Annotated in this window: 21 protein-coding genes; 12 read left to right on the forward strand and 9 right to left on the reverse strand. The window is 50.7% G+C overall.

Features of this window, described 5'->3' with window-relative positions; all coding sequences use genetic code 11:
• Positions 1-131: 131 nt before the first annotated feature.
• Complete coding sequence (locus tag ACO0LD_RS10650) at positions 132-917, reverse strand: IclR family transcriptional regulator (RefSeq protein WP_423006501.1); 786 nt, start codon at positions 915-917, stop codon at positions 132-134.
• Between the two features lie 128 nt (positions 918-1,045).
• Here ACO0LD_RS10650 and ACO0LD_RS10655 point away from each other — a divergent pair, with 128 nt between their 5' ends.
• From ACO0LD_RS10655 to ACO0LD_RS10690, 8 genes are all read left to right on the forward strand, one after another.
• Positions 1,046-2,227 (forward strand): acyl-CoA dehydrogenase family protein, encoded by a 1,182-nt coding sequence (locus tag ACO0LD_RS10655; protein WP_423006503.1) that lies wholly within the window; start codon positions 1,046-1,048, stop codon positions 2,225-2,227.
• 126 nt (positions 2,228-2,353) lie between these two features.
• A complete protein-coding gene (gene argJ, locus ACO0LD_RS10660) occupies positions 2,354-3,592 on the forward strand; it encodes a bifunctional glutamate N-acetyltransferase/amino-acid acetyltransferase ArgJ (RefSeq protein WP_423006505.1) in 1,239 nt (412 codons plus the stop codon).
• Positions 3,593-3,604: 12 nt separating this feature from the next.
• Positions 3,605-4,483 carry an ATP-binding protein gene (locus ACO0LD_RS10665; RefSeq protein ID WP_423006507.1) on the forward strand — a complete coding sequence of 293 codons (879 nt, stop codon included), beginning with the start codon at positions 3,605-3,607 and terminating at the stop codon, positions 4,481-4,483.
• Position 4,484: 1 nt separating this feature from the next.
• Complete coding sequence (locus ACO0LD_RS10670; RefSeq protein ID WP_423006509.1) at positions 4,485-4,907, forward strand: NUDIX domain-containing protein; 423 nt, start codon at positions 4,485-4,487, stop codon at positions 4,905-4,907.
• Positions 4,908-5,420: 513 nt separating this feature from the next.
• On the forward strand, positions 5,421-6,533 hold the full coding sequence (gene alr / locus ACO0LD_RS10675) for an alanine racemase (protein WP_423006511.1): 1,113 nt from the start codon (positions 5,421-5,423) through the stop codon (positions 6,531-6,533).
• Between the two features lie 111 nt (positions 6,534-6,644).
• A complete protein-coding gene (locus ACO0LD_RS10680) occupies positions 6,645-7,937 on the forward strand; it encodes a D-amino acid dehydrogenase (protein ID WP_423006513.1) in 1,293 nt (430 codons plus the stop codon).
• Positions 7,934-8,497: a hypothetical protein gene (locus tag ACO0LD_RS10685; RefSeq protein ID WP_423006515.1), complete on the forward strand. Its 564-nt coding sequence runs from the start codon at positions 7,934-7,936 to the stop codon at positions 8,495-8,497. Before ACO0LD_RS10680 ends, ACO0LD_RS10685 begins: the two co-directional genes overlap by 4 nt.
• Before the next feature lie 79 nt (positions 8,498-8,576).
• Complete coding sequence (locus ACO0LD_RS10690) at positions 8,577-10,133, forward strand: sigma-54-dependent transcriptional regulator (protein ID WP_423006517.1); 1,557 nt, start codon at positions 8,577-8,579, stop codon at positions 10,131-10,133.
• Between the two features lie 156 nt (positions 10,134-10,289).
• Here the strand turns inward: ACO0LD_RS10690 and ACO0LD_RS10695 are convergent, their stop codons facing one another.
• The 7 genes from ACO0LD_RS10695 to ispB form a co-directional block, all read right to left on the reverse strand.
• Positions 10,290-10,469 carry a DNA gyrase inhibitor YacG gene (locus ACO0LD_RS10695; protein WP_162039882.1) on the reverse strand — a complete coding sequence of 60 codons (180 nt, stop codon included), beginning with the start codon at positions 10,467-10,469 and terminating at the stop codon, positions 10,290-10,292.
• 2 nt (positions 10,470-10,471) lie between these two features.
• Positions 10,472-11,227 carry a cell division protein ZapD gene (zapD, locus tag ACO0LD_RS10700; protein WP_423006519.1) on the reverse strand — a complete coding sequence of 252 codons (756 nt, stop codon included), beginning with the start codon at positions 11,225-11,227 and terminating at the stop codon, positions 10,472-10,474.
• A gap of 135 nt (positions 11,228-11,362) precedes the next feature.
• Positions 11,363-11,989: a dephospho-CoA kinase gene (coaE, locus tag ACO0LD_RS10705; protein WP_423006521.1), complete on the reverse strand. Its 627-nt coding sequence runs from the start codon at positions 11,987-11,989 to the stop codon at positions 11,363-11,365.
• Entirely contained in the window at positions 11,989-12,852 is an 864-nt protein-coding gene (locus tag ACO0LD_RS10710) for a prepilin peptidase (RefSeq protein ID WP_423006523.1), read from the reverse strand. Before ACO0LD_RS10710 ends, coaE begins: the two co-directional genes overlap by 1 nt.
• The gene (locus tag ACO0LD_RS10715) at positions 12,849-14,084 is read right to left on the reverse strand and encodes a type II secretion system F family protein (RefSeq protein WP_423006525.1); all 1,236 of its coding nucleotides are present in this window, start codon (positions 14,082-14,084) and stop codon (positions 12,849-12,851) included. Before ACO0LD_RS10715 ends, ACO0LD_RS10710 begins: the two co-directional genes overlap by 4 nt.
• Before the next feature lie 15 nt (positions 14,085-14,099).
• Complete coding sequence (pilB, locus tag ACO0LD_RS10720) at positions 14,100-15,827, reverse strand: type IV-A pilus assembly ATPase PilB (protein ID WP_423006527.1); 1,728 nt, start codon at positions 15,825-15,827, stop codon at positions 14,100-14,102.
• A gap of 324 nt (positions 15,828-16,151) precedes the next feature.
• Positions 16,152-17,132, reverse strand: a complete 981-nt coding sequence (gene ispB, locus ACO0LD_RS10725; RefSeq protein WP_423006529.1) for an octaprenyl diphosphate synthase — start codon at positions 17,130-17,132, stop codon at positions 16,152-16,154.
• A 262-nt stretch (positions 17,133-17,394) separates the two neighbouring features.
• Between ispB and rplU the strand changes: the two genes are divergently transcribed.
• From rplU to proB, 4 genes are all read left to right on the forward strand, one after another.
• Complete coding sequence (rplU, locus tag ACO0LD_RS10730; RefSeq protein WP_110255243.1) at positions 17,395-17,706, forward strand: 50S ribosomal protein L21; 312 nt, start codon at positions 17,395-17,397, stop codon at positions 17,704-17,706.
• A gap of 48 nt (positions 17,707-17,754) precedes the next feature.
• Positions 17,755-18,024, forward strand: a complete 270-nt coding sequence (rpmA, locus tag ACO0LD_RS10735; protein ID WP_186952092.1) for a 50S ribosomal protein L27 — start codon at positions 17,755-17,757, stop codon at positions 18,022-18,024.
• A 250-nt stretch (positions 18,025-18,274) separates the two neighbouring features.
• The gene (obgE, locus tag ACO0LD_RS10740; RefSeq protein ID WP_186946997.1) at positions 18,275-19,387 is read left to right on the forward strand and encodes a GTPase ObgE; all 1,113 of its coding nucleotides are present in this window, start codon (positions 18,275-18,277) and stop codon (positions 19,385-19,387) included.
• 266 nt (positions 19,388-19,653) lie between these two features.
• Positions 19,654-20,772: a glutamate 5-kinase gene (gene proB / locus ACO0LD_RS10745; protein WP_423006532.1), complete on the forward strand. Its 1,119-nt coding sequence runs from the start codon at positions 19,654-19,656 to the stop codon at positions 20,770-20,772.
• Positions 20,773-20,851: 79 nt separating this feature from the next.
• Here the strand turns inward: proB and ACO0LD_RS10750 are convergent, their stop codons facing one another.
• Positions 20,852-21,364, reverse strand: a complete 513-nt coding sequence (locus tag ACO0LD_RS10750; RefSeq protein WP_423006534.1) for a CNP1-like family protein — start codon at positions 21,362-21,364, stop codon at positions 20,852-20,854.
• Positions 21,365-21,366 lie beyond the last annotated feature (2 nt).

Raw genomic sequence — 21,366 nt, forward strand, 5'->3', positions numbered from 1 at the left:
TCAGGCAATCTATCGATATTTACAACAACGAGAGGCCTCATTTAGCCCTCCAATACAAGACGCCCAATGCGGTGCATCGGGCGTCTTTTTTACAATTCTAACTGTCAACCTATTTTAGGACTGGACATTATTTATCCTAATGTGCAGTGCAATTCACGCACCAGTTGCAATAGTCTGGGTCTGACTTCGTTGAGCAAAAATTCCTTGCTTAACAAGAAGGCTGGCCCACCGCAATTAATGGCAACAGTGGCTTGCCCTGCGCCCGGTGAGAAGGCAAGCGCGATGGCATTCACGTCGCTTTGCCATTCACCAAAGGAGCTGCAACATCCAGTCTCCCTGGCTTCCTTCAGGCTGGCCTCAATGCCTGCATACAGTTCCGGCCATAGGTCAGGCTGGTTTGCCTCGATCTCATCGAATACCGTCTGGCGCTCTGTTGTTGACATGCTCGCCAGCAAAGCCCTGCCCATCGCTGTACTGGCCAGAGGTATGCGCGAACCCACATCCAGACTAAGGGTGAGGGCATTTTGACTGCGGCAATTTTCTATGTAAATCATGCTGAGGCGGTCACGCATACCCAGCGACACCATGCCCTTGGAAAAATCAGCCAGTTCTTGCATGAGTGGCCGCGCCAGTTGCCGCACGTCCAGCCTGGCGATCATGGCACTGCCCAGTGCCAGGGTGGCGGAACCCAGGCGATACCGCCCCTGGCTGGCGATGTAATGCAAATAGCCCAGCTTGGTCAGGGTATAGGTCAGGCGCGAAACCGTGGATTTTGGGAGCTGGCAGCGTAAGGCGATTTCCTGATTGCCCAGTGCTTTGTCGCCAGGGCGAAAGCTGGCGAGTACCTCCAGTCCGCGCGCCAGCGCAGTCACAAAATGGCGGTCGTCCTTGATCTTGGGTGTCTCTTTGCTATCCATAGATTGCTGCAAGCCTTGTGCTTGACGTCGGTTTAAGCGCAGCCTAAAGTAAAAGCAGATGCGCTATTTTGGAATTTAATTCTGCAATGCAGAATAACACAGCCCCGCGATGCCAAACAAGGATGCTTATGGACTTGAACTTCAATGCTGCTGAACTGGGCTTCCGTCAGGAAGTTACAGAATTTTTGCAGCGGTCACTGCCTCAGGATATCAGCCATAAAGTCCATCATGGCATACCACTTGAAAAAGCTGACTATCAGCATTGGCAAAAAATCCTGCATGCCCATGGCTGGGGTGGCAGTTCCTGGCCGGTGAAATTCGGCGGTACCGGCTGGTCTGCCGTGCAGCGTTATATTTTTGAAGAAGAATGCGCGGCTGCAGGTGCGCCGCGTTTACCGCCATTTGGTATCAAGATGGTCGCTCCGGTCTTGATGGAATTTGGATCACCTGAACAACAGCAAAGATTCTTGCCCAGTATACTGGCGGCAGAGGAATGGTGGTGCCAGGGTTATTCCGAACCCGGTTCAGGTTCTGACCTGGCATCAGTCAAGGCGACGGCTGATCTCATACAAGATGGTGAGCGTGAATACTATCTGGTGAACGGCCAAAAAACCTGGACTACGCTGGCGCACTATGCCGACTGGATATTTTGCCTGGTACGCACTGACCGTGCAGCCAAGGCTCAGCGCGGTATTTCATTTTTACTCATAGACATGAAATCCCCTGGCGTCACTGTCAGACCCATCATCACCATGGACGGTGCGCATGAAATCAATGAAGTCTGGTTCGATGACGTCAAAGTACCAGCCGCTAACCTGGTGGGTGAAGAAAACAAGGGCTGGACTTATGCCAAGTTTTTATTGGGACATGAGCGCACCAATATCGCGGGAATAGGCATAGCCAAGCGTGAGCTGGCCAGACTGAAGAGAGTGGCCGCACGTGAATTAAAAAATGGCAAACTGCTCATGGAAGATGCTGCCTTTGCCATGCGCCTGGCGCAGGTAGAGATCGATTTGATGGCGCTGGAAATGACCAATTTGCGCGTCTTGTCAGCGGAGGAGCAAAGCCATGCGCCAGGGCCGGAAGCATCGATACTGAAGATCAAGGGCACAGAAATCCAGCAGGCAATCACCGAATTGCTGGTGCAGGCAGTAGGTGAGCAGGCCTTGCCCTTGCGTGACCGCCAGGACACCAGCGAGCTGGCCAGCCCACTCGCCATCAATTACCTGAACATGCGCAAGCTCTCCATCTATGGTGGTTCAAATGAAATACAAAAAAATATCATTGCACAAATGATCATGGGGCTCTGACTGCAGTCTGTGACATTAATGTGACGGACTTGGCTGTTGCGCATGAAATTTCCTCAGCGCAAACATGCTTCGCAGTGCAACAAAATGCCCTACAATGTCGGCTTGATTTCAACGCAAGGAAAAACCATGGCCGTTAATTCCCCCATCCCTGTGGCTGCAGATTTGAAACCAGTAGCCGGCATACGCCTCGGTTATGCCGAGGCTGGCATACGCAAGCCTAACCGTAAAGACGTACTGATCATGGAACTGGCCCCTACGGCAACCGTCTCCGGGGTATTTACAACCAACCGCTTTTGCGCGGCCCCCGTGCAGGTCTGCAAGGCCCATCTGGAAGGCCTGCACATGGCATCCAGCCCTATCCGCGCGTTGGTGGTGAACACTGGTAATGCGAATGCTGGTACTGGCGATGCTGGCCTGGCTGCAGCAAATGCAACTTGCGCTGCCCTGGCAGAATTGCTGGGTTGCGAGGCTTCCCAAATCCTGCCATTTTCTACTGGCGTAATCCTGGAACAATTGCCAGTTGACAGACTGGTCGCCGGTTTGCCAGCAGCCATAGCAAACCTGACAGCCGATAACTGGTTCAATGCCGCTACCGCCATCATGACTACCGATACCCAGCCCAAGGCGGCATCGGCGACAGTTGAAATCAACGGCAAAACCGTGACCATGACAGGCATCAGCAAAGGTGCGGGCATGATCAAGCCAAATATGGCGACCATGCTGGGCTATCTGGCGATAGATGCCAAGGTTGCGCAAAATGTGCTTGATCATATGGTCAAGCAGGCGGCTGACAAGTCTTTCAATTGCATCACGATAGATGGTGACACTTCCACCAATGACTCCTTCATGCTCATCGCCACGGGCGCGGGTGAAGTTGAAGTCAATGATGTAGAGACACCTGAATACGCCGCACTGGCTGAAGCCGTGACTGCGTTGTCGCAAAAACTCGCCCACATGATTATCCGTGATGGCGAAGGCGCGACCAAGTTCATGACCATTGCAGTGGAAGAAGGCCGTGATGTAGAAGAATGCCGCAAGATCGCTTACTCCATCGCCCATTCTCCATTGGTCAAAACCGCTTTCTTTGCCTCTGATCCTAACCTGGGCCGCATCCTGGCAGCTATTGGCTATGCCGGTGTGAATGACCTGGATGTGGGCAAGCTGAACCTGTACCTGGATGATGTCTGGGTCGCCAAAAATGGTGGCCGTAATCCCGATTACCGTGAAGAAGATGGTCAGCGCATCATGAAGCAGAGCGAAATCACCATACGCGTCAAACTGGCACGTGGGGATACGGCAGCGACGGTGTGGACGTGCGACCTGTCGCATGACTATGTCTCCATCAACGCCGACTACCGCTCCTGATCTGGATAGACAATGACGCAGCTTGATCAATTTTTGATGCGTGCCGAGCATTTGCTGAGCAGGCTGGAAAACATATTGCCAGCCAGCACACCAGCACCTGACTGGAACCTGGGCTTTGCCTATCGTTGGAGAGTGCGTGGTGGGCGTGGCGGTCAGGGTTATTTGCAAGTCGTGCGTCATGCCTCGACCATAGCGCTGGATGACTTGCGCAATGTCGCCGCACAAAAAGCCCAGATAGAACAAAACACCAGGCAATTTGTCCACGGCAAACCAGCCAATAATGTCTTGTTGACTGGTGCCCGTGGTACAGGTAAATCATCGCTGATCAAGGCTTGCCTGAACCAGTTTTCTGACCAGGGTTTGCGCCTCATCGAAGTCGATAAAGCTGACCTGGCTGATTTGCCGGATATTGTCGACCTGATCGCCGAGCGCCCTGAGCGTTTCATTGTCTTTTGTGATGACCTGTCCTTTGAAGAGGGCGAGGCAGGTTACAAGGCTTTGAAGGTAGCGCTGGATGGCAGTATTTCTGCACAGTCCGACAATGTGTTGATCTATGCAACCTCAAACCGCCGCCATCTCTTACCTGAGAAAATGTCAGACAATGCCAGCTATAAATATAGTGATGATGGTGACTTGCATCCGGGTGAAACGGTAGAAGAAAAAATCTCCTTGTCTGAACGCTTTGGTGTCTGGGTTTCTTTCTATCCTTTCAAACAGGATGATTACCTCGACATCGTCGCTTATTGGCTGGGCAGCATGGGTTGCAATGCTGCGCAGGTAGAAGAAGCACGTGGCGATGCCCTGCGCTGGGCTTTGCAACGCGGGTCGCGTTCTGGCCGCGTGGCCTGGCAATTTGCCCGCGACTACGCTGGCAAACTGGCGGAGTCTTGAAATGACAGCAAAACCTGTCGATGTCGCCGTCGGCATCCTGATGAAAGCCAATGGCGATGTCTTGCTGGGACAACGTCCGGCTGGCAAACCCTATGAGGGTTATTGGGAATTCCCAGGCGGCAAAGTAGAAGCAGATGAATCCATATTAGATGCACTCAAGCGCGAATTTGTCGAAGAGCTGGGCATACAAGTGCTGACTGCTGAACCCTGGTGCGGCGTTGAACACATCTACCCGCACGCCCATGTCAGGCTGCATTTCTATATCAGCCGTGAATGGCAGGGCGAACCTCAAAGCCTGGAAGGGCAAGCCTTTGCCTGGCAGGGTAGTGTAGGGCTCACGCCTTTATTGCCTGCTACCATACCCCTGCTGGAATGGCTGGATTTGCTGCGCAAGGACGAGGCCGGTCCGGTCACTGCAGCTTAAGCCGCTTAAATCCTGAAGCCAGTGCTCTGGCTTGCTGATCCCACTTATCTCCCGCCACCCTGAAGAACATCAGAGCAAACATCAGCTTGTTGGCTCTGTCCCTTTTTCAATTCGATTTCCCTTCGCTTTATTGCCGCCTGTCTATACTTGATATCAGGCACTTCCTTTCCCTTGTCATCAAACTGTCTTTTTATGACAATCAATCCGTAGTATCACTTATTGTCGGATACTTTTTGGGCTGAGATTATCTGTGCTTTATTTTAATAGCGAGTCGTATTGAAAACAATACAGTGTATTTAAAATAGTACAGTGTGCAGATTTTAGTACGTAATAGAGGGTGTTCTCTAGCGCGCAAAGTAGGGGAAAAGCAGTAGCTGTATTAAATTCAATACAGAATTTTGGGTGATTCCAAAATAAATTTTCTAAGTCCTTGAATTTTATCAATAAAATTTTGTGGCACGACGATTGCTATGACTAGTCGCAGTTTCCTTTAATGCGATGGAGTGGTGAAATATGAAGCAAGTTGCTGGAATAGCAGGTGCAGTACTTCGTATTGACTTACAGGCAATACGTTATAACTATCGTCTGTTGCGTGGTTTATTGGGCGCGGCGAAATGTGGTGCCGCAGTCAAGGCGGATGCATATGGTGTGGGTGCGGTGCAAGTCGTGCAGGCGCTGTATGCAGAAGATTGCCGGGATTTTTTTGTCGCCCATTTGCAAGAGGCGATCATTATTCGTGAACATTTGCCTGCGGATGCAGCCATCTATGTTATGCATGGCTCACCCGTTGGGCATGAGGTGGAATTATTGGAATATAACTGCACACCAGTATTGAACAGCCTGCCACAAATGCTGGCCTGGCGTGCATTGGCGCAAAAAGAACAGCGTCACCTGCCAGCCATCGTGCAAGTAGATACCGGCATGGCAAGAATGGGCCTGTCAGCAGCCGAGGTACAGCAATGGCAGGCCGATGCCAGCCTCAGCGATGGCATAGACCTGCAATACATCATGAGCCATCTCGTTAGTGCAGAAGACCAGGTTAATCCGGTCAATCAGCAGCAGTTGCAAGCCTTTAATGCCTTGCGCACACAAATCCCGGCTTGCCAGGGTTTACCAGCCAGCCTGGCCAATTCTTCTGGCATCTTCCTGGGTAAAGACTTTCATTTCAATATGGCCCGTCCTGGCGCAGCCTTGTATGGTGTTGCCCCGGTAGCCGGGCAAGCCAACCCCATGCATGCCGTTGCCCACCTGCAAGGCCGCATCATACAAACCCGTGAAATTCCGGCTGGCACTGGTGTCGGCTATGGATCAACCTGGCGCAGCAGCCAGACCACCCGCATAGCCACCGTAGGTGTTGGTTATGCAGATGGCTGGATGCGCAGCCTGAGCAATCGTGGCATAGCCCATATTGCGGGCCAGGCCGTGCCCATGGTGGGTAATGTCTCGATGGACACCATCACCCTGGATGTCACTGCTGTCGCCGCAGAACATCTGCAACCCGGTTCCATGGTGGACCTGATCTCTGCTGACAATACAGTGGATCAGGTGGCCGCACGTGCCAACACCATAGGCTATGAAATCCTGACCAGTCTGGGAGGTCGCTATGAGCGTACTTATAGCAATTAAGCCTCCGCATGTATGGCCGCTTGCCTGAGTAAGTAGCCAGAACAAACAAAGAACACAACAGACAAACAGATTAATCCAGCAGTCAGCCAGCATTGAGCCGGGAGAAATAAAATGAAAATAGTTATATTGGGTGCAGGTGTTATCGGAACTGCGTCAGCGTATTACCTCGCCAAAGCGGGCCATGAAGTTACCGTTATTGAACGTCAGCCAGCAGCAGGCCTGGAAACCAGTTATGCCAATGCCGGTGAAGTTTCTCCAGGTTATTCTGCCCCATGGGCAGGTCCCGGTGTGCCGATGAAGGCCATCAAATGGCTGATGATGCAGCATAGCCCGCTGGCAATCCGGCCCAGCTTTGACCCAAGCATGTGGCGCTGGGTCACGCAGATGCTGATGAACTGCACCAGCAAGCGCTATGAAATCAATAAAGGCCGCATGTTGCGCATGGCTGAATACAGCCGCGATGTCTTGCAACAATTGCGCAGCGATACTGGTATCAGCTATGACGAACGTACCCAGGGTACCTTGCAGTTGTTCCGCAACCAGCAACAACTGGATGGCGCAGAGGCCGATATCGCCATCCTCAAGCGTTACGATGTGCCCTATGAAAAACTGGACAAGGCCGGTTGCCTGAAAGTGGAGCCTGCACTGGTCAACGTGCAGGATAAATTTGTCGGTGCCTTGCGCCTGCCGGGTGATGAAACCGGCGACTGCTTCAAGTTCACCCAAAGCCTGTCCAAATTCGCGCAAGAGCTGGGTGTCCAGTTCAAGTACGGCGTCACTATACAAAGACTGGTCAAGAGCGGCGATACCATCAGTTCTGTCATCACCTCGGAAGGTGAGATCAAGGCAGACTGTTTCGTATTGGCTCTGGGCAGTTACTCCCCGATTCTCTTGAAAGAATTGGGCATCAAGATTCCTGTTTACCCTATCAAGGGCTATTCGATTACCGTCCCCATTACCGACGCACAAAAAGCGCCGGAATCGACGGTCATGGATGAGACCTATAAAGTCGCAATTACCCGTCTGGGCGACCGTATACGTGTCGGTGGTACGGCCGAAATCACTGGCTATAACCTCGACCTGCGCGCAGACCGTCGCGCCACCCTGGAACATTCCGTAACAGACTTGTTCCCTGGTGGCGGTGACGTCAGCAAAGCCGAATTCTGGACTGGCCTGCGTCCCATGACGCCGGATGGTACCCCTGTCATTGGCCCTACACCTTATCGCAACCTGTACCTGAACACTGGCCACGGCACGTTGGGCTGGACCATGGCTTGCGGTTCTGGTCAGTTTATTGCTGACGTGGTTTCTGGCAAGCGCCCGGCTATTTCTACTGAAGGTTTATTCATGGACCGTTACGGCAGCGTCAATAGTCCTATTTTTATCCACAAGGAGTTGGCATGAATCCAATTGAAGAATTACTGTCATCAACCCAGGTTTTTTCTGATGCCAACCTGAATGCGCGGTTTTATACCGCCATAGAATTATTGGCACAAATCATGATGGTGATGCCGCGTACTGCGAACATCACCACGCTGGCTCAAGCCACAGGCAAAACCCCGCGCCTGATACGCTCGATACTGGCAGTGCTGAGCAAGGATGCCCTGGTCAGCCGTGACAGCAAGGAAAAAGACGCCTGGCACTGTCGTGACTGCAATGGCATCATTACCCTGGCGGATGTTTACCGTAGCTTCGTGAATGCAGAAGAACGTGCTGCCGCCAAGGAAATCGAGAAGTCAGTCCAGGAAGACGAGGCAGAAGTGCCACAGGAAAGACGTAATACTCGTACTTCCAGCCAGCAAAGCGTAGATTTGCTGATGATGCAAGTTAAAATGACGCTCAATCGCGCAGTCTTGCAGCAACTGGAACAATTTGACCTGGGTCGCTTGCGTGGCCTGGCTTCCAATAGCGCCTTCCGTCGCCAGCATGCCCGTCCACGTGGTTATATCCCAGAGCCGTATTAAACCGCGCATTAACCCGCGTATTAAACCTCTTATTAAACTGTATTAATCAGATTTTCATCGTTTCATCACAAAGCAACGCATGCGCATCAATATCCAGTTCAAGGACAGAGTAGGTATTGCCCACGAAATACTGGCGGTATTGGCGCGTCGCGGGCTCAATGTGGTGGCCGTCGAAGTCGACCCGCCGAATATCTATATTGATAGTCCTGAATTGCTGGAATTTATGCTCCCCTCATTGCAGGCTGATTGCCAGTCTGTACGTGGGGTAGGTGAAATCAAGGTGCTGGATGTCTTGCCCGGCATACGCAGGCGTCTCAATCTCGACACCATGATGGCCGTTATGGAAGACCCGGTGCTGGCGATCGATGCCAGCGGTCATATCGTGATTGCCAATGTCGCGGCTGCCACGGCAACCCGCATGAGTGAAACCAGCCTGTGCCAGCGCAGCCTGAACCAGGTGCTGGATGATGCCGGCATACAAGAAGAACTGGTCAATTGCGCTTTTCGCCTGCCCAGTCGTGAAGTCAGCCTCAACGGTGAACCTTATTTCATGGACGTGACGCCGGTATCAGAGCCACAAGGCGTAGATATTACCCATGGCCGTTCAGTAGGTGCCGTGCTCACCTTTCACGCACCTACCCGCATAGGTGGTCGCCTGCATGCCCTGCAGCATTCGGAAGGCAGCGGCTTTCATTTCATCATCGGTGAATCTGAGCAAATACGTAGTCTGAAAACCAAGGCCGCACGGGTAGCCGTGGTTGATGCCCCTTTGCTGATCACGGGCGAAACCGGCACCGGCAAGGAATTGCTGGCCCAGGCCTGCCACGGCGTCAGTGGTCGCTGCAGTGCCGCTTTCCTGGAACTGAATTGCGCGGCCTTGCCAGAAAGCCTGGCCGAGAGCGAATTATTTGGTTATATGTCTGGTGCCTTCACCGGTGCCCAGCGTGGCGGCAAGCCTGGCCTGTTTGAAATGGCGGACGGTGGTACGGTCTTTCTCGATGAAATAGGCGAGATGTCGTTGTACCTGCAGGCCAAGCTCCTGCGCTTCCTGAATGATGGCAAGTTCCGTCGCATAGGCAGTGATAAAGAGGTCAAGGTGAATGTGCGCATCATCAGCGCGACCCACAGGAACTTGCGCAAGATGGTGCAGGAGGGCAGTTTCCGTGAAGACCTGTTTTACCGCCTGAATGTCTTGCACCTGGAAATGCCAGCCTTGCGTGAGCGTCCTGACGATATCCTGCCACTGGCCAGGCATTTCATAGAACGCGCCTGCACCCAGGCGCAAAAACCCGTATGCCGTTTGAATTCATCTGCCTGTGCGGCGCTGGTGTCCAACCATTGGCCTGGTAATGTCAGACAATTACAGAACGTGGTGTTCCGTGCCATTACCATGTCCGACCAGCGGGTATTGGATGCAGCTGACCTCGATTGGGCCGAGGGCAGCATCACTGCAGATGTGGTGAAGAGCGATGCCACCGAGAGCTGGGAGTTGTCGGTCAACGCCTTTGAGCGCAGTTTGCTGGAAAACCTGTATCCGCAATATCCGTCCAGCCGTAAGCTGGCGACGCGTCTGGCAACTTCGCATTCCATGATCGCCACCAAACTACGTAAATACGGTATCCCACAAAAACGCTAAGAACGTGTTTGCGATTTTAAGCGCGTGCGTGATCAAGGCTCATGTACTAGAGTACATTCCGCTTTTTGCGCTGCGTGCTATATTACGTTGACCCTCTGACCCCGCTGACTCAGGCTCGCTACAGCTCGTAAACAAGTTCTAAGTCAGTGACGTGGCTTATTCAGCCAGCTCTTCAGGGTCTTCAGGTAAATTTACCGCAGGGATGGTGTATTTCTCTTCAGCCCAGGCACCCAGGTCAATTTGCTTGCAGCGTTCAGAGCAAAAAGGACGCCAGCGGTTCGCTTCTTTCCATTCCACCTTGGTTTTGCAGGTGGGACAATCAACAAAAGTAGCCATGTTCAGAAATTACAGAGAGTCAGGTCAAATGGGATATCGTTTTCATAGGCCTTGGGCTTCATGTCGCCATCCTGGGACATAAAACGTATCCACAACATATATTTATTCGCAGAGATTTCAGGTATGGCACCAAGTTCTTGCAGAACATTGACGCGCAATAACTGGTAAACCTTGCCTTGCAGCATCTGCTGGTAACTGCCAGCCTGGGCAATGACTTTGGATGTAGAGCCAGATTCGCGCAACAGGCGCAAGACCACATTGATAGCGTCAAACAGCGGGGCGATAGGGGCAAACCAGGCGCTGATGTCGGCAAAGCGTTTTTCTGCCGAATTTTTTTGCCAGGCATGGTAGCTGGGCAGGTCAAATTCGCAAGCTCCGCCTGGGATGATGGTGCGACCACGTATGCTCATCAGCCATTCATTGTCACGCACGTTCTGGCCGGTCTTGCCTGTGCTGCCAACCAGGCCGCTACTGGCGCGGTCAACGTCGTCCAATACCTTGTCGAGCATATCTGCCTGTACATTGGGATTGGATTTGAAACTGATGAGTGTGTGTCTTTGTCTTTCGAGTTCTTGCAAGAGATCGGATTTGAGGTCGGCACGACCAGCGACTTCCAACATTTCGAAAATGGTGGCAAGGGCAACGTGATGCTGCATGGGATCAGACTGATGTAAGAAAAATGTAAATTTTTCGTATAAGTCTTCCAGCCGCAATAACGTGCGAATACGCTCGTTAAAAGGGTATTCGTAAACAATCAAAATAGTTTCCCTGTCAAAATTTGGTGCTAATCAAAGCTGCACATGATTCTGAACCATACTGTGTGAAATTACAAACACCGCGTGCAGATTTCCATTATATTTTTTGTAGGAAAATGTTGCATGCACTGCGCATGTTCACTTGTTGCCACCTGCAAAAATCAGATACTGCTTATGCAGACGTAAAACTTCTTCCCGTATATTTTTCAAATCACCATCATTGACGATGACATCATCTGCTGCAGCCAGTCTGTCCTGTCTGCTGGCCTGATTACGCATGATGGCTACTACCTGTTCCCTGCTTAACTGATTGCGCGACATGACGCGCCTGATCTGCGTTTCTTCATCACAATCAACCACCAGAATACGGTCCACACGTTTTTTCCAACTACCAGATTCAACCAGCAGGGGGACGACGAAAATACGGTAATCTCCCTTGGCTTCTGCTGCCGCACGCTCGGTTTCCGTGCGTATCAGGGGGTGTAGTATGGCTTCCAGTTTCAGTTTTTGTTCAGTGTCGGCAAACACCAGTTGGCGTATGGCAGCCCTGTCCATGGCACCATCTGCGGCGATAAATTCGTCGCCAAATTGTGCGCGTATGGCGGGGATGGCCAAGCCGCCTGGCACTGTCAACTGATGGGCGATCAAATCGGTATCGATGAGCGCTGCACCAAGTTCACCCAGCATATTGGCAATCGTGGTTTTACCACTGCCTATGCCGCCTGTCAGACCCAGTGAAAATCCAGATGAAAAACCACCGGTCATTACAAGGTGCTCAGATAAAAGTCGACAATTTGCCGGCCCCAGATCAGGGCGATCAAACCTGCACCAGTCAGGTAAGGGCCAAAAGGTATTTCTGATTCCCAACCAAATTTTTTCGAGACGATCTGCGCAATGCCTATGACTGAGCCAACCAGGGTTGACAGCAGAATAATGACAGGGAGCATGCTCCAGCCCATCCAGGCACCAAAGGCAGCCAGCAATTTAAAGTCACCATAGCCAAAACCTTCTCTGCCACGGATAAGTTTATAGATCCAGTAAACTGACCATAGCGAAAGGTATCCAATAACGGCACCCAGTACGGCATCTTTCAAAGTGACAAAGCCACCATAGGCATTGAGCAGCAAACCCAGCCACATCAGGCCCAGTGTCAGATCGTCAAGCAGCAATTTGTGATCAAGATCGATAAAGGTCATGGCGATCAGCAGCCACACGAACACCACGGCACCCATGCCTGCTACGCCACTACCAAAGTGCCATATCATGCCCGCAGTCAGCAGGGCTGTCAGTGCTTCTATCAGGGGGTAGCGTATGGAGATTTTGGCCTTGCAGCCTGTACATTTACCACCTATGACGAGGTAGCTGATGATGGGTATATTTTCCAGTCCAGTAATCTTGTGCCCGCAATGCGGGCAGGCGGAGCGGGGTAGCATCAGGTTGAATTTATCCGGATGTGGCAATTCTTCCTGGCGTTGCTCGGCGACAAAATTATCGACATCCCGCAAATACATTTTTGGCAGGCGATAAATCACCACGTTCAAAAAACTGCCTATCAACAGTCCCAATAGCCCGAAGGCTATTGTGGACAAGCCGTTATGCGGCCCGGCGAATACAAACGTCTCAATCATCCCGCAACTGAGCCCATTTTGAAGATTGGTAAATACATGGCGACCACCAGGCCACCAATGACCACACCGAGAATCACCATGATGATAGGTTCCATCAGGCTGGACAGTGCAGCTACTGCTTCATCCACTTCATCTTCATAAAAATCGGCTACTTTACCCAGCATTTGATCCAGCGCGCCTGATTCTTCACCAATCGCCACCATTTGCGTGACCATGGCGGGGAAGACATTGGCATTTTGCATGGCGACAGTCAAACTGGTACCCGTACTGACTTCAGTCTGGATTTTGATCGTCGCATCCAAGTAGACTGCATTACCGGCAGCACCACCGACTGAATCCAGGGATTCAACCAAAGGCACACCGGCAGCAAACATGGTGGCCAGCGTGCGCGTCCAGCGGGCTATGGTTGCTTTTTTAATTACGTCACCAAAAATCGGTGCCTGCAACAAAGCTTTGTCCATGAATTGTTGCATCTTTAATGAGCGACGCCATGTCTGCATAAAAAAGTATATGCCGCCAAACAGACCGCCAAAGATGATGTACCAATATTTAACGAAATTGTCCGAAATGTTCATGACGATCAGGGTAGGTGCTGGTAATTCTGCACCAAAGCTGCTGAATGCCTGTTTAAATGCAGGAACCACCCAGATCATGATAACGGCGGTGACTATGAAGGCGATACCCAAAATAGCAATAGGATAAGTCAGTGCCGACTTGATCTTGCCCTTGATGGCCATGGTTTTTTCTTTGTAGATGGCCAGACGGGTCAGCAAGTCTTCCAGAATACCGGCTTGTTCACCGGCACCCACCAGATTGCAGAACAAGGGGTCAAAGTACAGTGGAAACTTGCGGAAGGCTGCGTTCAGGCTGGTCCCGGTTTCTACGTCACCACGGATATCTTGCAATAATTTGGAGACTGAGGGGTTGCTATGTCCTTTGGATACAATGTCAAAAGACTGTAGCAGCGGTACACCCGCCTTCATCATGGTTGCCAATTGGCGAGTGAACAAGGTGATGTCCTTGTCAGTAATGGCCTTGCCTGAGGTATAGCTTTTCTTTTTTAACTTGGTAACAAGGATGCCCTGTCTGCGCAAGGTGGCATTTACGATGGCTTCACCGCCCGCACGTGTTTCGCCCCTGACGACCTTGCCGAATTTGTCCTTGCCTTCCCAGGCGTACAGTTGCTCTTTGGGTTGGCCTGATTTTGCCGATTTTGCCAGATTGGTTGCCATATTAATTTTCTCTTATTATTCGTTGGTACATCCGAGGACTTCTTCGAGGCTGGTCAGTCCCTGTCTGACTTTCATTAATCCGGATTGCCGTAAATTCCTGATACCTTCTCTTTGCGCCTGCTCTTCCAGTTCCAGAGCGCTGGCACTGGCCAAAATCAGGCGTTCCAGAGCTACGGATATGGGCATCAATTGATAGATGCCGACCCGACCCTTATAGCCGCCACCGTTGCAACGATCACAGCCCACCGGACCATAAGGTTTCCAGGTGCCATCCAGGTCGTCATCCTTGAAGCCTGCCGCCAACAAGACTTCATCGAGGATTTCTACTGGTTTTTTACAGGTACACAGGCGGCGTGTCAGCCTTTGTGCCGTAATCAAAATAACGGATGAAGCAATATTGAAAGGCGCCACGCCCATGTTCATCAGACGCGTCAGGGTAGCAGGCGCGTCATTGGTATGCAGGGTAGAGAACACCATGTGACCGGTTTGCGCAGCCTTGATGGCGATATCGGCAGTTTCCAGGTCACGAATCTCACCCACCATGATGACGTCAGGATCCTGACGCAAGAAAGACTTCAGGGCGACTGCAAAAGTCAGGCCAGCTTTGTCGTTGACGTTGACTTGATTTACGCCAGGCAAGTTAATCTCGGCCGGATCTTCGGCAGTAGAAATATTGATACCAGGTTTGTTAATGACGTTAAGACAAGTGTACAAAGAGACGGTTTTACCAGAACCCGTAGGCCCGGTCACCAGCACCATGCCGTAAGGCCGCTGGATTGCTTCCATCAAAATGGCCTTGTGGTCTGGATCGTAACCCAGGGCATCAATACCCATCTGCGCCTGCGAACCGTCCAGGATACGCATGACGATCTTTTCGCCAAACAGGGTAGGCAATGTACTCACACGAAAGTCGATGGACTTGTTGGCGTTCAATTGCAATTTCATACGACCATCTTGCGGAATACGTTTTTCCGAGATGTCGAGTTTGGATATCACCTTGATACGCGAAGACAGCTTGTCCTTGATGGCCAGTGGCGGCTGGGCAATCTCCCTGAGCTCACCGTCGACACGGAAGCGTATGCGGTAGAATTTTTCAAAAGGCTCAAAATGCAAATCGGATGCGCCAAGATTAATCGCATCAATCAGCATTTTCTGCAGGAATTTGACAACTGGTGCATCATCAATTTCAGTAGCCTGCGCTTCAGCAGCCGCTGCACCGAGATCATCTTCCTTGAATTCCAGCTCAAATTCATCGCCGCCGATTTCATTCAGGCTTTGCTCAGAAGACTTGCCCAGTTTTTCCAGCAATTTAACCAAGGCATCGTGCTGCACGATGATAATGTCTATACCCAGGCCAGTCTGGAATTTGACTTGGTCAAGGGCAGAGTTATTGGTCGGATCAGATATCGCCAGCGAGACTTTATTGCCTTTTTTGGCAATGGCAATCAGGCGCTGTGACTGCATGAGTTTTTGATCGACCAGTTTTTCCGGGATCTGTGACTCATTGATCAGTGATAAATCCAGCAATGGGTAGCCAAAGGCATCTGAGCAAAATGTTGCCAGGTCGCGTGCGCTGACTGTGCCACTTTGCGTCAGCGCATCAATGAAACCGCTTTTGTCTGCCTGTGCTTTTTTGTTGACAATGTCAACTTGAGCAGGAGTCAGTAAATTGGCCTGCGTCAACGCTCTCGCCAGGCCAGAGCTTGGCATCTGGGATGCTGAATTTGGTAAGACTGCGGACATAGGATCTTTTGAGTAAAATTTGCCAATACAATCAGTTGCTTCAGGATAATGCAACTAAGCCTGTTATTTGTAAAGTCGTTCCCTAGCGCGCAGGCTGGGGAATGGGCAAAAAATGCAGCGCTGCAACAACTGCATCAAGTTTTAAATCTATCTGCTATTGACGACAAAGATTTGCAGCTTCTTTACTCTGTATAGAATGTTTTCAGGTAAATTGCCACGATGAATTTACCACTCTTTTATTTCCGTGGGGCGGCGTAGATTCTGGGCAGTGATGTGACCCTGCCCAATTTTGTAACAATCTGTTAAATCCACTAATTTTGCGATTTAATGATTCCTGCCAACCGCAAAGGCACACAGCTTGACCATTGCCTGTTTATATTGATTATCTGGCCAGGCTGAAATGGCAGCTGCCGCGCGGTCAGCTGCTTTCACAGCTTCACTTTGCGTGTATGCCAGGGCGCCGGATTGAGTAATCGCAGCCAGTATGGCATCAAATTTCGATTCATCGCCATTTTCTATGCAGGCGCGTACCAGTTCACGCTCTTCTGCAGTACCGTTTTTCATCAGGTAGATCAAAGGCAGGGTAGGCTTGCCCTCTCGCAAGTCATCGCCGACGTTTTTACCTATGTCGTCGGCATTCCCTGAATAATCCAGCACATCGTCAATCAACTGAAAAGCAGTTCCCAAAGAACGGCCATACTCACCGGCAGCTTCAATTTCTGTCTGCTTGGCACCAGCGATGAGGGCCCCTATTTCTGCAGCGGCTTCAAACAGCTTGGCGGTTTTTGAGCGTATTACTTGCAGGTAGCGCTCTTCAGTCACGTCGGGGTCATGCATATTCAGCAATTGCAAGACTTCGCCTTCGGCGATGACATTCGTCGCGTCCGCCAGGATTTGCATGATTTGCATGCTGTTGATGGATACCATCATCTGGAAAGCGCGTGAATACAAAAAGTCGCCCACCAGGACTGAGGCAGCATTGCCAAACAGGGCATTGGCTGTCTTGCGGCCACGGCGCATGGATGATTCGTCCACCACATCATCATGCAGCAGGGTAGCGGTATGGATGAACTCGACAATGGCGGCCAGCTCATGGTGATGCTTGTCTTTATACTGGAAGGCATTCGCCACCAGCAAGACCAGTACCGGGCGTATGCGTTTGCCGCCAGCGCTGATGATGTATTCGGCTATCTGGTTGACCAGGGCAACTTCAGAATGCAATTTGTTGCGGATTACCTGATTCACTTCGTCCATATCGACGGCGATCAGTTCAGTGATGGGGTTTTGGTTGTTTGTGGCAGACAAGGGAGAACCTGCTTAAGAATCCGGGATGGCCGAGATTATACGATGCAGTGCTGGTATTTGCTTGAATTGCACCAGTTCTCTTGCGCTTCATCCATTTATCACTAGTCAATTGCCTGTTTACCATGGGTGTGCTGAAAAAATATGCAAATAGTCTTTGACGCTTTTGGCAGGATTATGTACAATTTGGGGTTTTCCCGACTTCCCAGGTGCATTTTTGTCTGGCGGGGAGAAAATCCCTAATATTTATTTGATGAGGTTTCACATGTACGCGGTCATAAAAACCGGAGGCAAACAATACAAAGTTGTCGCTGGTGAAAAACTTAAAGTAGAACAGATACCTGCAGACATTGGCTCCGAAATCACCATTGATCAAGTGCTCGCATTGGGCGCTGGCGAGACCATTAAATTTGGTGCTCCATTGGTCGCAGGTGCTACGGTGCTGGCTAAGGTTATAGATCACGGTCGTCACGACAAAGTGCGCATTTTCAAAATGCGTCGTCGTAAGCACTATCAGAAACGTCAAGGCCATCGCCAAAACTACACTGAATTGCAAATCGTTTCTATCAACGGCTAATCTGTAGATCAGCAATCAATCTACCTGTATTTAAGGAGCTAATTAAAAATGGCACACAAAAAAGGCGGCGGCACCACGCGCAATGGTCGTGACTCAGAATCAAAACGTCTCGGCGTTAAAGTCTACGGCGGCCAGGCTATCAATGCCGGCGGTATCATCATTCGTCAACGCGGCACTCGCGTACACGCTGGTGAAAACGTTGGTATGGGCAAAGATCACACTTTGTTCGCTCTGGTTAACGGCAAAGTACAATTTGCGATCAAAGGTGCAGCACGTCACCAGTTCGCTATTGTTGTTGCAGACGCAGCAGCGGCGTAATGCTTTGAAGTAATTCAAAGCAGGGCGCAAGCCAGTATGATAAAAAGGCTCTGCCATCGGTAGGGCCTTTTTAGTTGGATCAGTCTCCATTCCAACTCATTGCGGTTTATATTTCCGCAAGTTCACCTCCCCCGCAAGCACACCCTGCATGGCAGTTTGGTGTTAGCCCTTTTAATTTGAAGAAATCCTGTATAAATTTATTGTTCCATCAGGTTACAAAAATTTATACAAGCTTTTTTAGGTGGTAAAAATGAAATTTATTGATGAAGCCCGTATCGAAGTAATCGCCGGCGACGGTGGCAATGGTGTGGCATCCTTTTGTCGTGAAAAATTCCGCCCATTTGGCGGCCCTGACGGTGGTGATGGTGGCCGTGGCGGCAGTATCTGGGCAGTAGCTGACCGTAATATCAACACTCTGGTTGATTATCGCTATTCCAAATTGCACAAAGCCAAAGACGGTGAAAATGGCCGTGGTGCAGACTGTTATGGCAAAGGCGCTGACGATATCCGTTTGCGCATGCCGGTTGGCACGCAAATTTGCGACAGAAATACCGATGAAGTCATTGCTGATCTGACTGAACATGGTCAGGAAGTTGAACTCGTCAAAGGCGGCGAGGGCGGCTGGGGTAATATTCACTTCAAGACATCTACCAACCGTGCGCCACGTCAGCGCTCTGATGGTAAAGAAGGTGAACGCCGCGAATTGCGCCTGGAATTGAAAGTACTGGCCGACGTTGGCCTGCTGGGTTTGCCAAATGCCGGTAAATCGACTTTCATTACAGCAGTATCGAATGCGCGCCCGAAAATCGCTGATTATCCTTTCACGACCCTGCATCCTAATTTGGGTATGGTCCGTGTCAGCCATGAAAAAAGCTTCGTCATCGCCGACATTCCTGGCCTGATCGAAGGAGCTGCTGATGGCGCTGGTCTGGGCATACAGTTCCTCAAGCATTTGCAACGCACGGGTTTGCTCTTGCACATTGTTGATCTGGCACCGTTTGATGAAGCTGTCGACCCAGTCAAAGAAGCCAAGGCCCTCATCAAAGAATTGCGCAAGTATGATGAAAGCCTGTATGAGAAGCCACGTTGGCTGGTCCTCAACAAGCTCGACGTGTTGACTGACGATGAACGCAAGAAAAAAGTCAAAGACTTCATCAAGCGTTTTGCCTGGAAAGGCCCGGTCTTTGAAATCTCCGCATTGAATCGTGAGGGCTGTGAAGAGCTGGTGACCGAGATCTATAAATACCTGGAAGAAAAGCGTACGCATGAACAGCGTTCGCAAGAAACCACGATGAAAGAAGAAGCGCAGGGCATCTTGTCCATTGATCCGGATGATCCGCGTTTTAAAGTACTGGAAGACTAATAAAAAAACCTGGTGAAAGCCAGGTTTTTTTACGCCTGTCATCAACGACTCATCAAATGCCTTGTACTTTCTAAGGATTGAATATTAATGAGTATTTGATATTGAAATAATTTCTTTTTAATAATGAAAATCTCATAAAAAGTAGAATATACCTTTTAAATATGAATTAAATTTAGATTGCAACGATAGTATCCATATAAAGTATAATTTTGATTTGTTTGCCGCTTTAGTGCCGCAACGTCGCCAAATCACATCCGTATTCATTTATGCAATCTGTCATCCAGCAAGCAAAGCGTCTGATTATCAAAGTAGGTTCATCCCTGGTCACCAATGATGGCAAGGGGCTGGACAAACAGGCTATCGCCAAATGGGCTGCCCAGATCGCAGGCCTGCGTGCCATGGGCAAGGAGGTGGTGCTGGTTAGTTCTGGTGCCATCGCCGAAGGCAGGCAACGCCTGGGCTTTGAAAAACGACCGACCGCTATCCATGAATTGCAAGCTTGTGCCGCTGTGGGGCAAATGGGTCTGGCACAAATTTATGAGAGCAGTTTTCGCGAACACCAGATAGGCACGGCACAAATATTATTGACGCATGCCGACCTGGCCGACCGTGAGCGTTACCTGAATGCGCGCTCAACCCTGTTTACTTTGCTACGCCTGGGCATCGTTCCCATCATCAATGAAAATGACACGGTGGTCACCGATGAAATCAAGTTTGGTGATAACGACACCCTGGGTGCCCTGGTTGCCAATTTGATTGAAGCCGATGCCCTGATTATCCTGACTGATCAAAAAGGCCTGTACACCGCTGATCCGCGTAAAGATCCGAATGCCACTTTTGTCCATGAAGCCAGGGCAGGTGACCTGGCGCTGGAAGCCATGGCTGGCGGTGCTGGCTCCAGCCTGGGTAGTGGTGGCATGCTGACCAAGATACTGGCAGCAAAGCGTGGCGCACGTTCTGGCGCGCATACCGTTATCGCCTGGGGGCGTGAAGAGAATGTCTTGCTGCGTCTGGCGCAAGGTGAAGGCATAGGCACACAATTGATCTCACAAATGGCCCCGGTGGCCGCCCGCAAGCAATGGATGATGGATCATTTACAGACCCTGGGCCAGGTTGTCCTGGATGCTGGGGCAGTGCAAAAGCTGACACGAGAAGGCAAATCATTGCTGCCCATAGGTGTGCTTGATGTGCGTGGCGAATTCAGCCGCGGTGCCGTGGTCACTTGCTGTGATGAGGCCGGTAGCCCGGTAGCCAGAGGACTGATTAATTACTCAAGCGCAGATGCCCGCCGCATCAAGCGCCATGCTTCGGCTGAGATTGAGGCCATACTTGGTTTTGTGGAAGAATCTGAACTGATACACCGCGACAACCTGGTTTTGTTGTAAATTGAATATAAAATTGAGCATAAAAATGGGCGCTGAATCTGAATTGATCCAGCGCCCATGTTATTTGTACGTCTTGCTATTAGTAATACGAAGTTTTCTTGCCGCGCAGCTTGTCCAGCAAGACACTGGCTTTGCCTGCGATGGTTTTGCCTTCGCAAAAATACTCAGAGAACAAAGTAGCATGCTGCTTGTTGGCACCAGTATTGATGATGGTATCCCACTGATTGCGGCGTGAGCGTGACCAGGTGCCGTCAGGGCGGCCAAAGGCATACAGCTTGACTTCATATGACTGACAACGCAGGCCTTCATAACTAATGTTCTTGGCACCGCCAGTGCTGGTGGCAACCATGGTATAGCGTATGGTGCCATCCGTCGCCACGATGAGAGACTTGGTATCGATCGCAAAAGACTGACTGGGGCTCTTGTAGAAGTTCAAGAGATTTTCAGCTTTTGGCGCTTCTGGTAATTGCAGGGCGACTTCACGCCATTCTTTATCCTCTTCCTCTTCCTCTTCATCTGCAGCAAAAGCCAGACTGACAGGTAGCAAGGCCAGACCTATGATAGCAATATGACGTAATTTTTTATTCAACATAA

This window comes from Undibacterium sp. Ji83W (genome assembly GCF_049340385.1).
Lineage (GTDB): Bacteria > Pseudomonadota > Gammaproteobacteria > Burkholderiales > Burkholderiaceae_D > Undibacterium.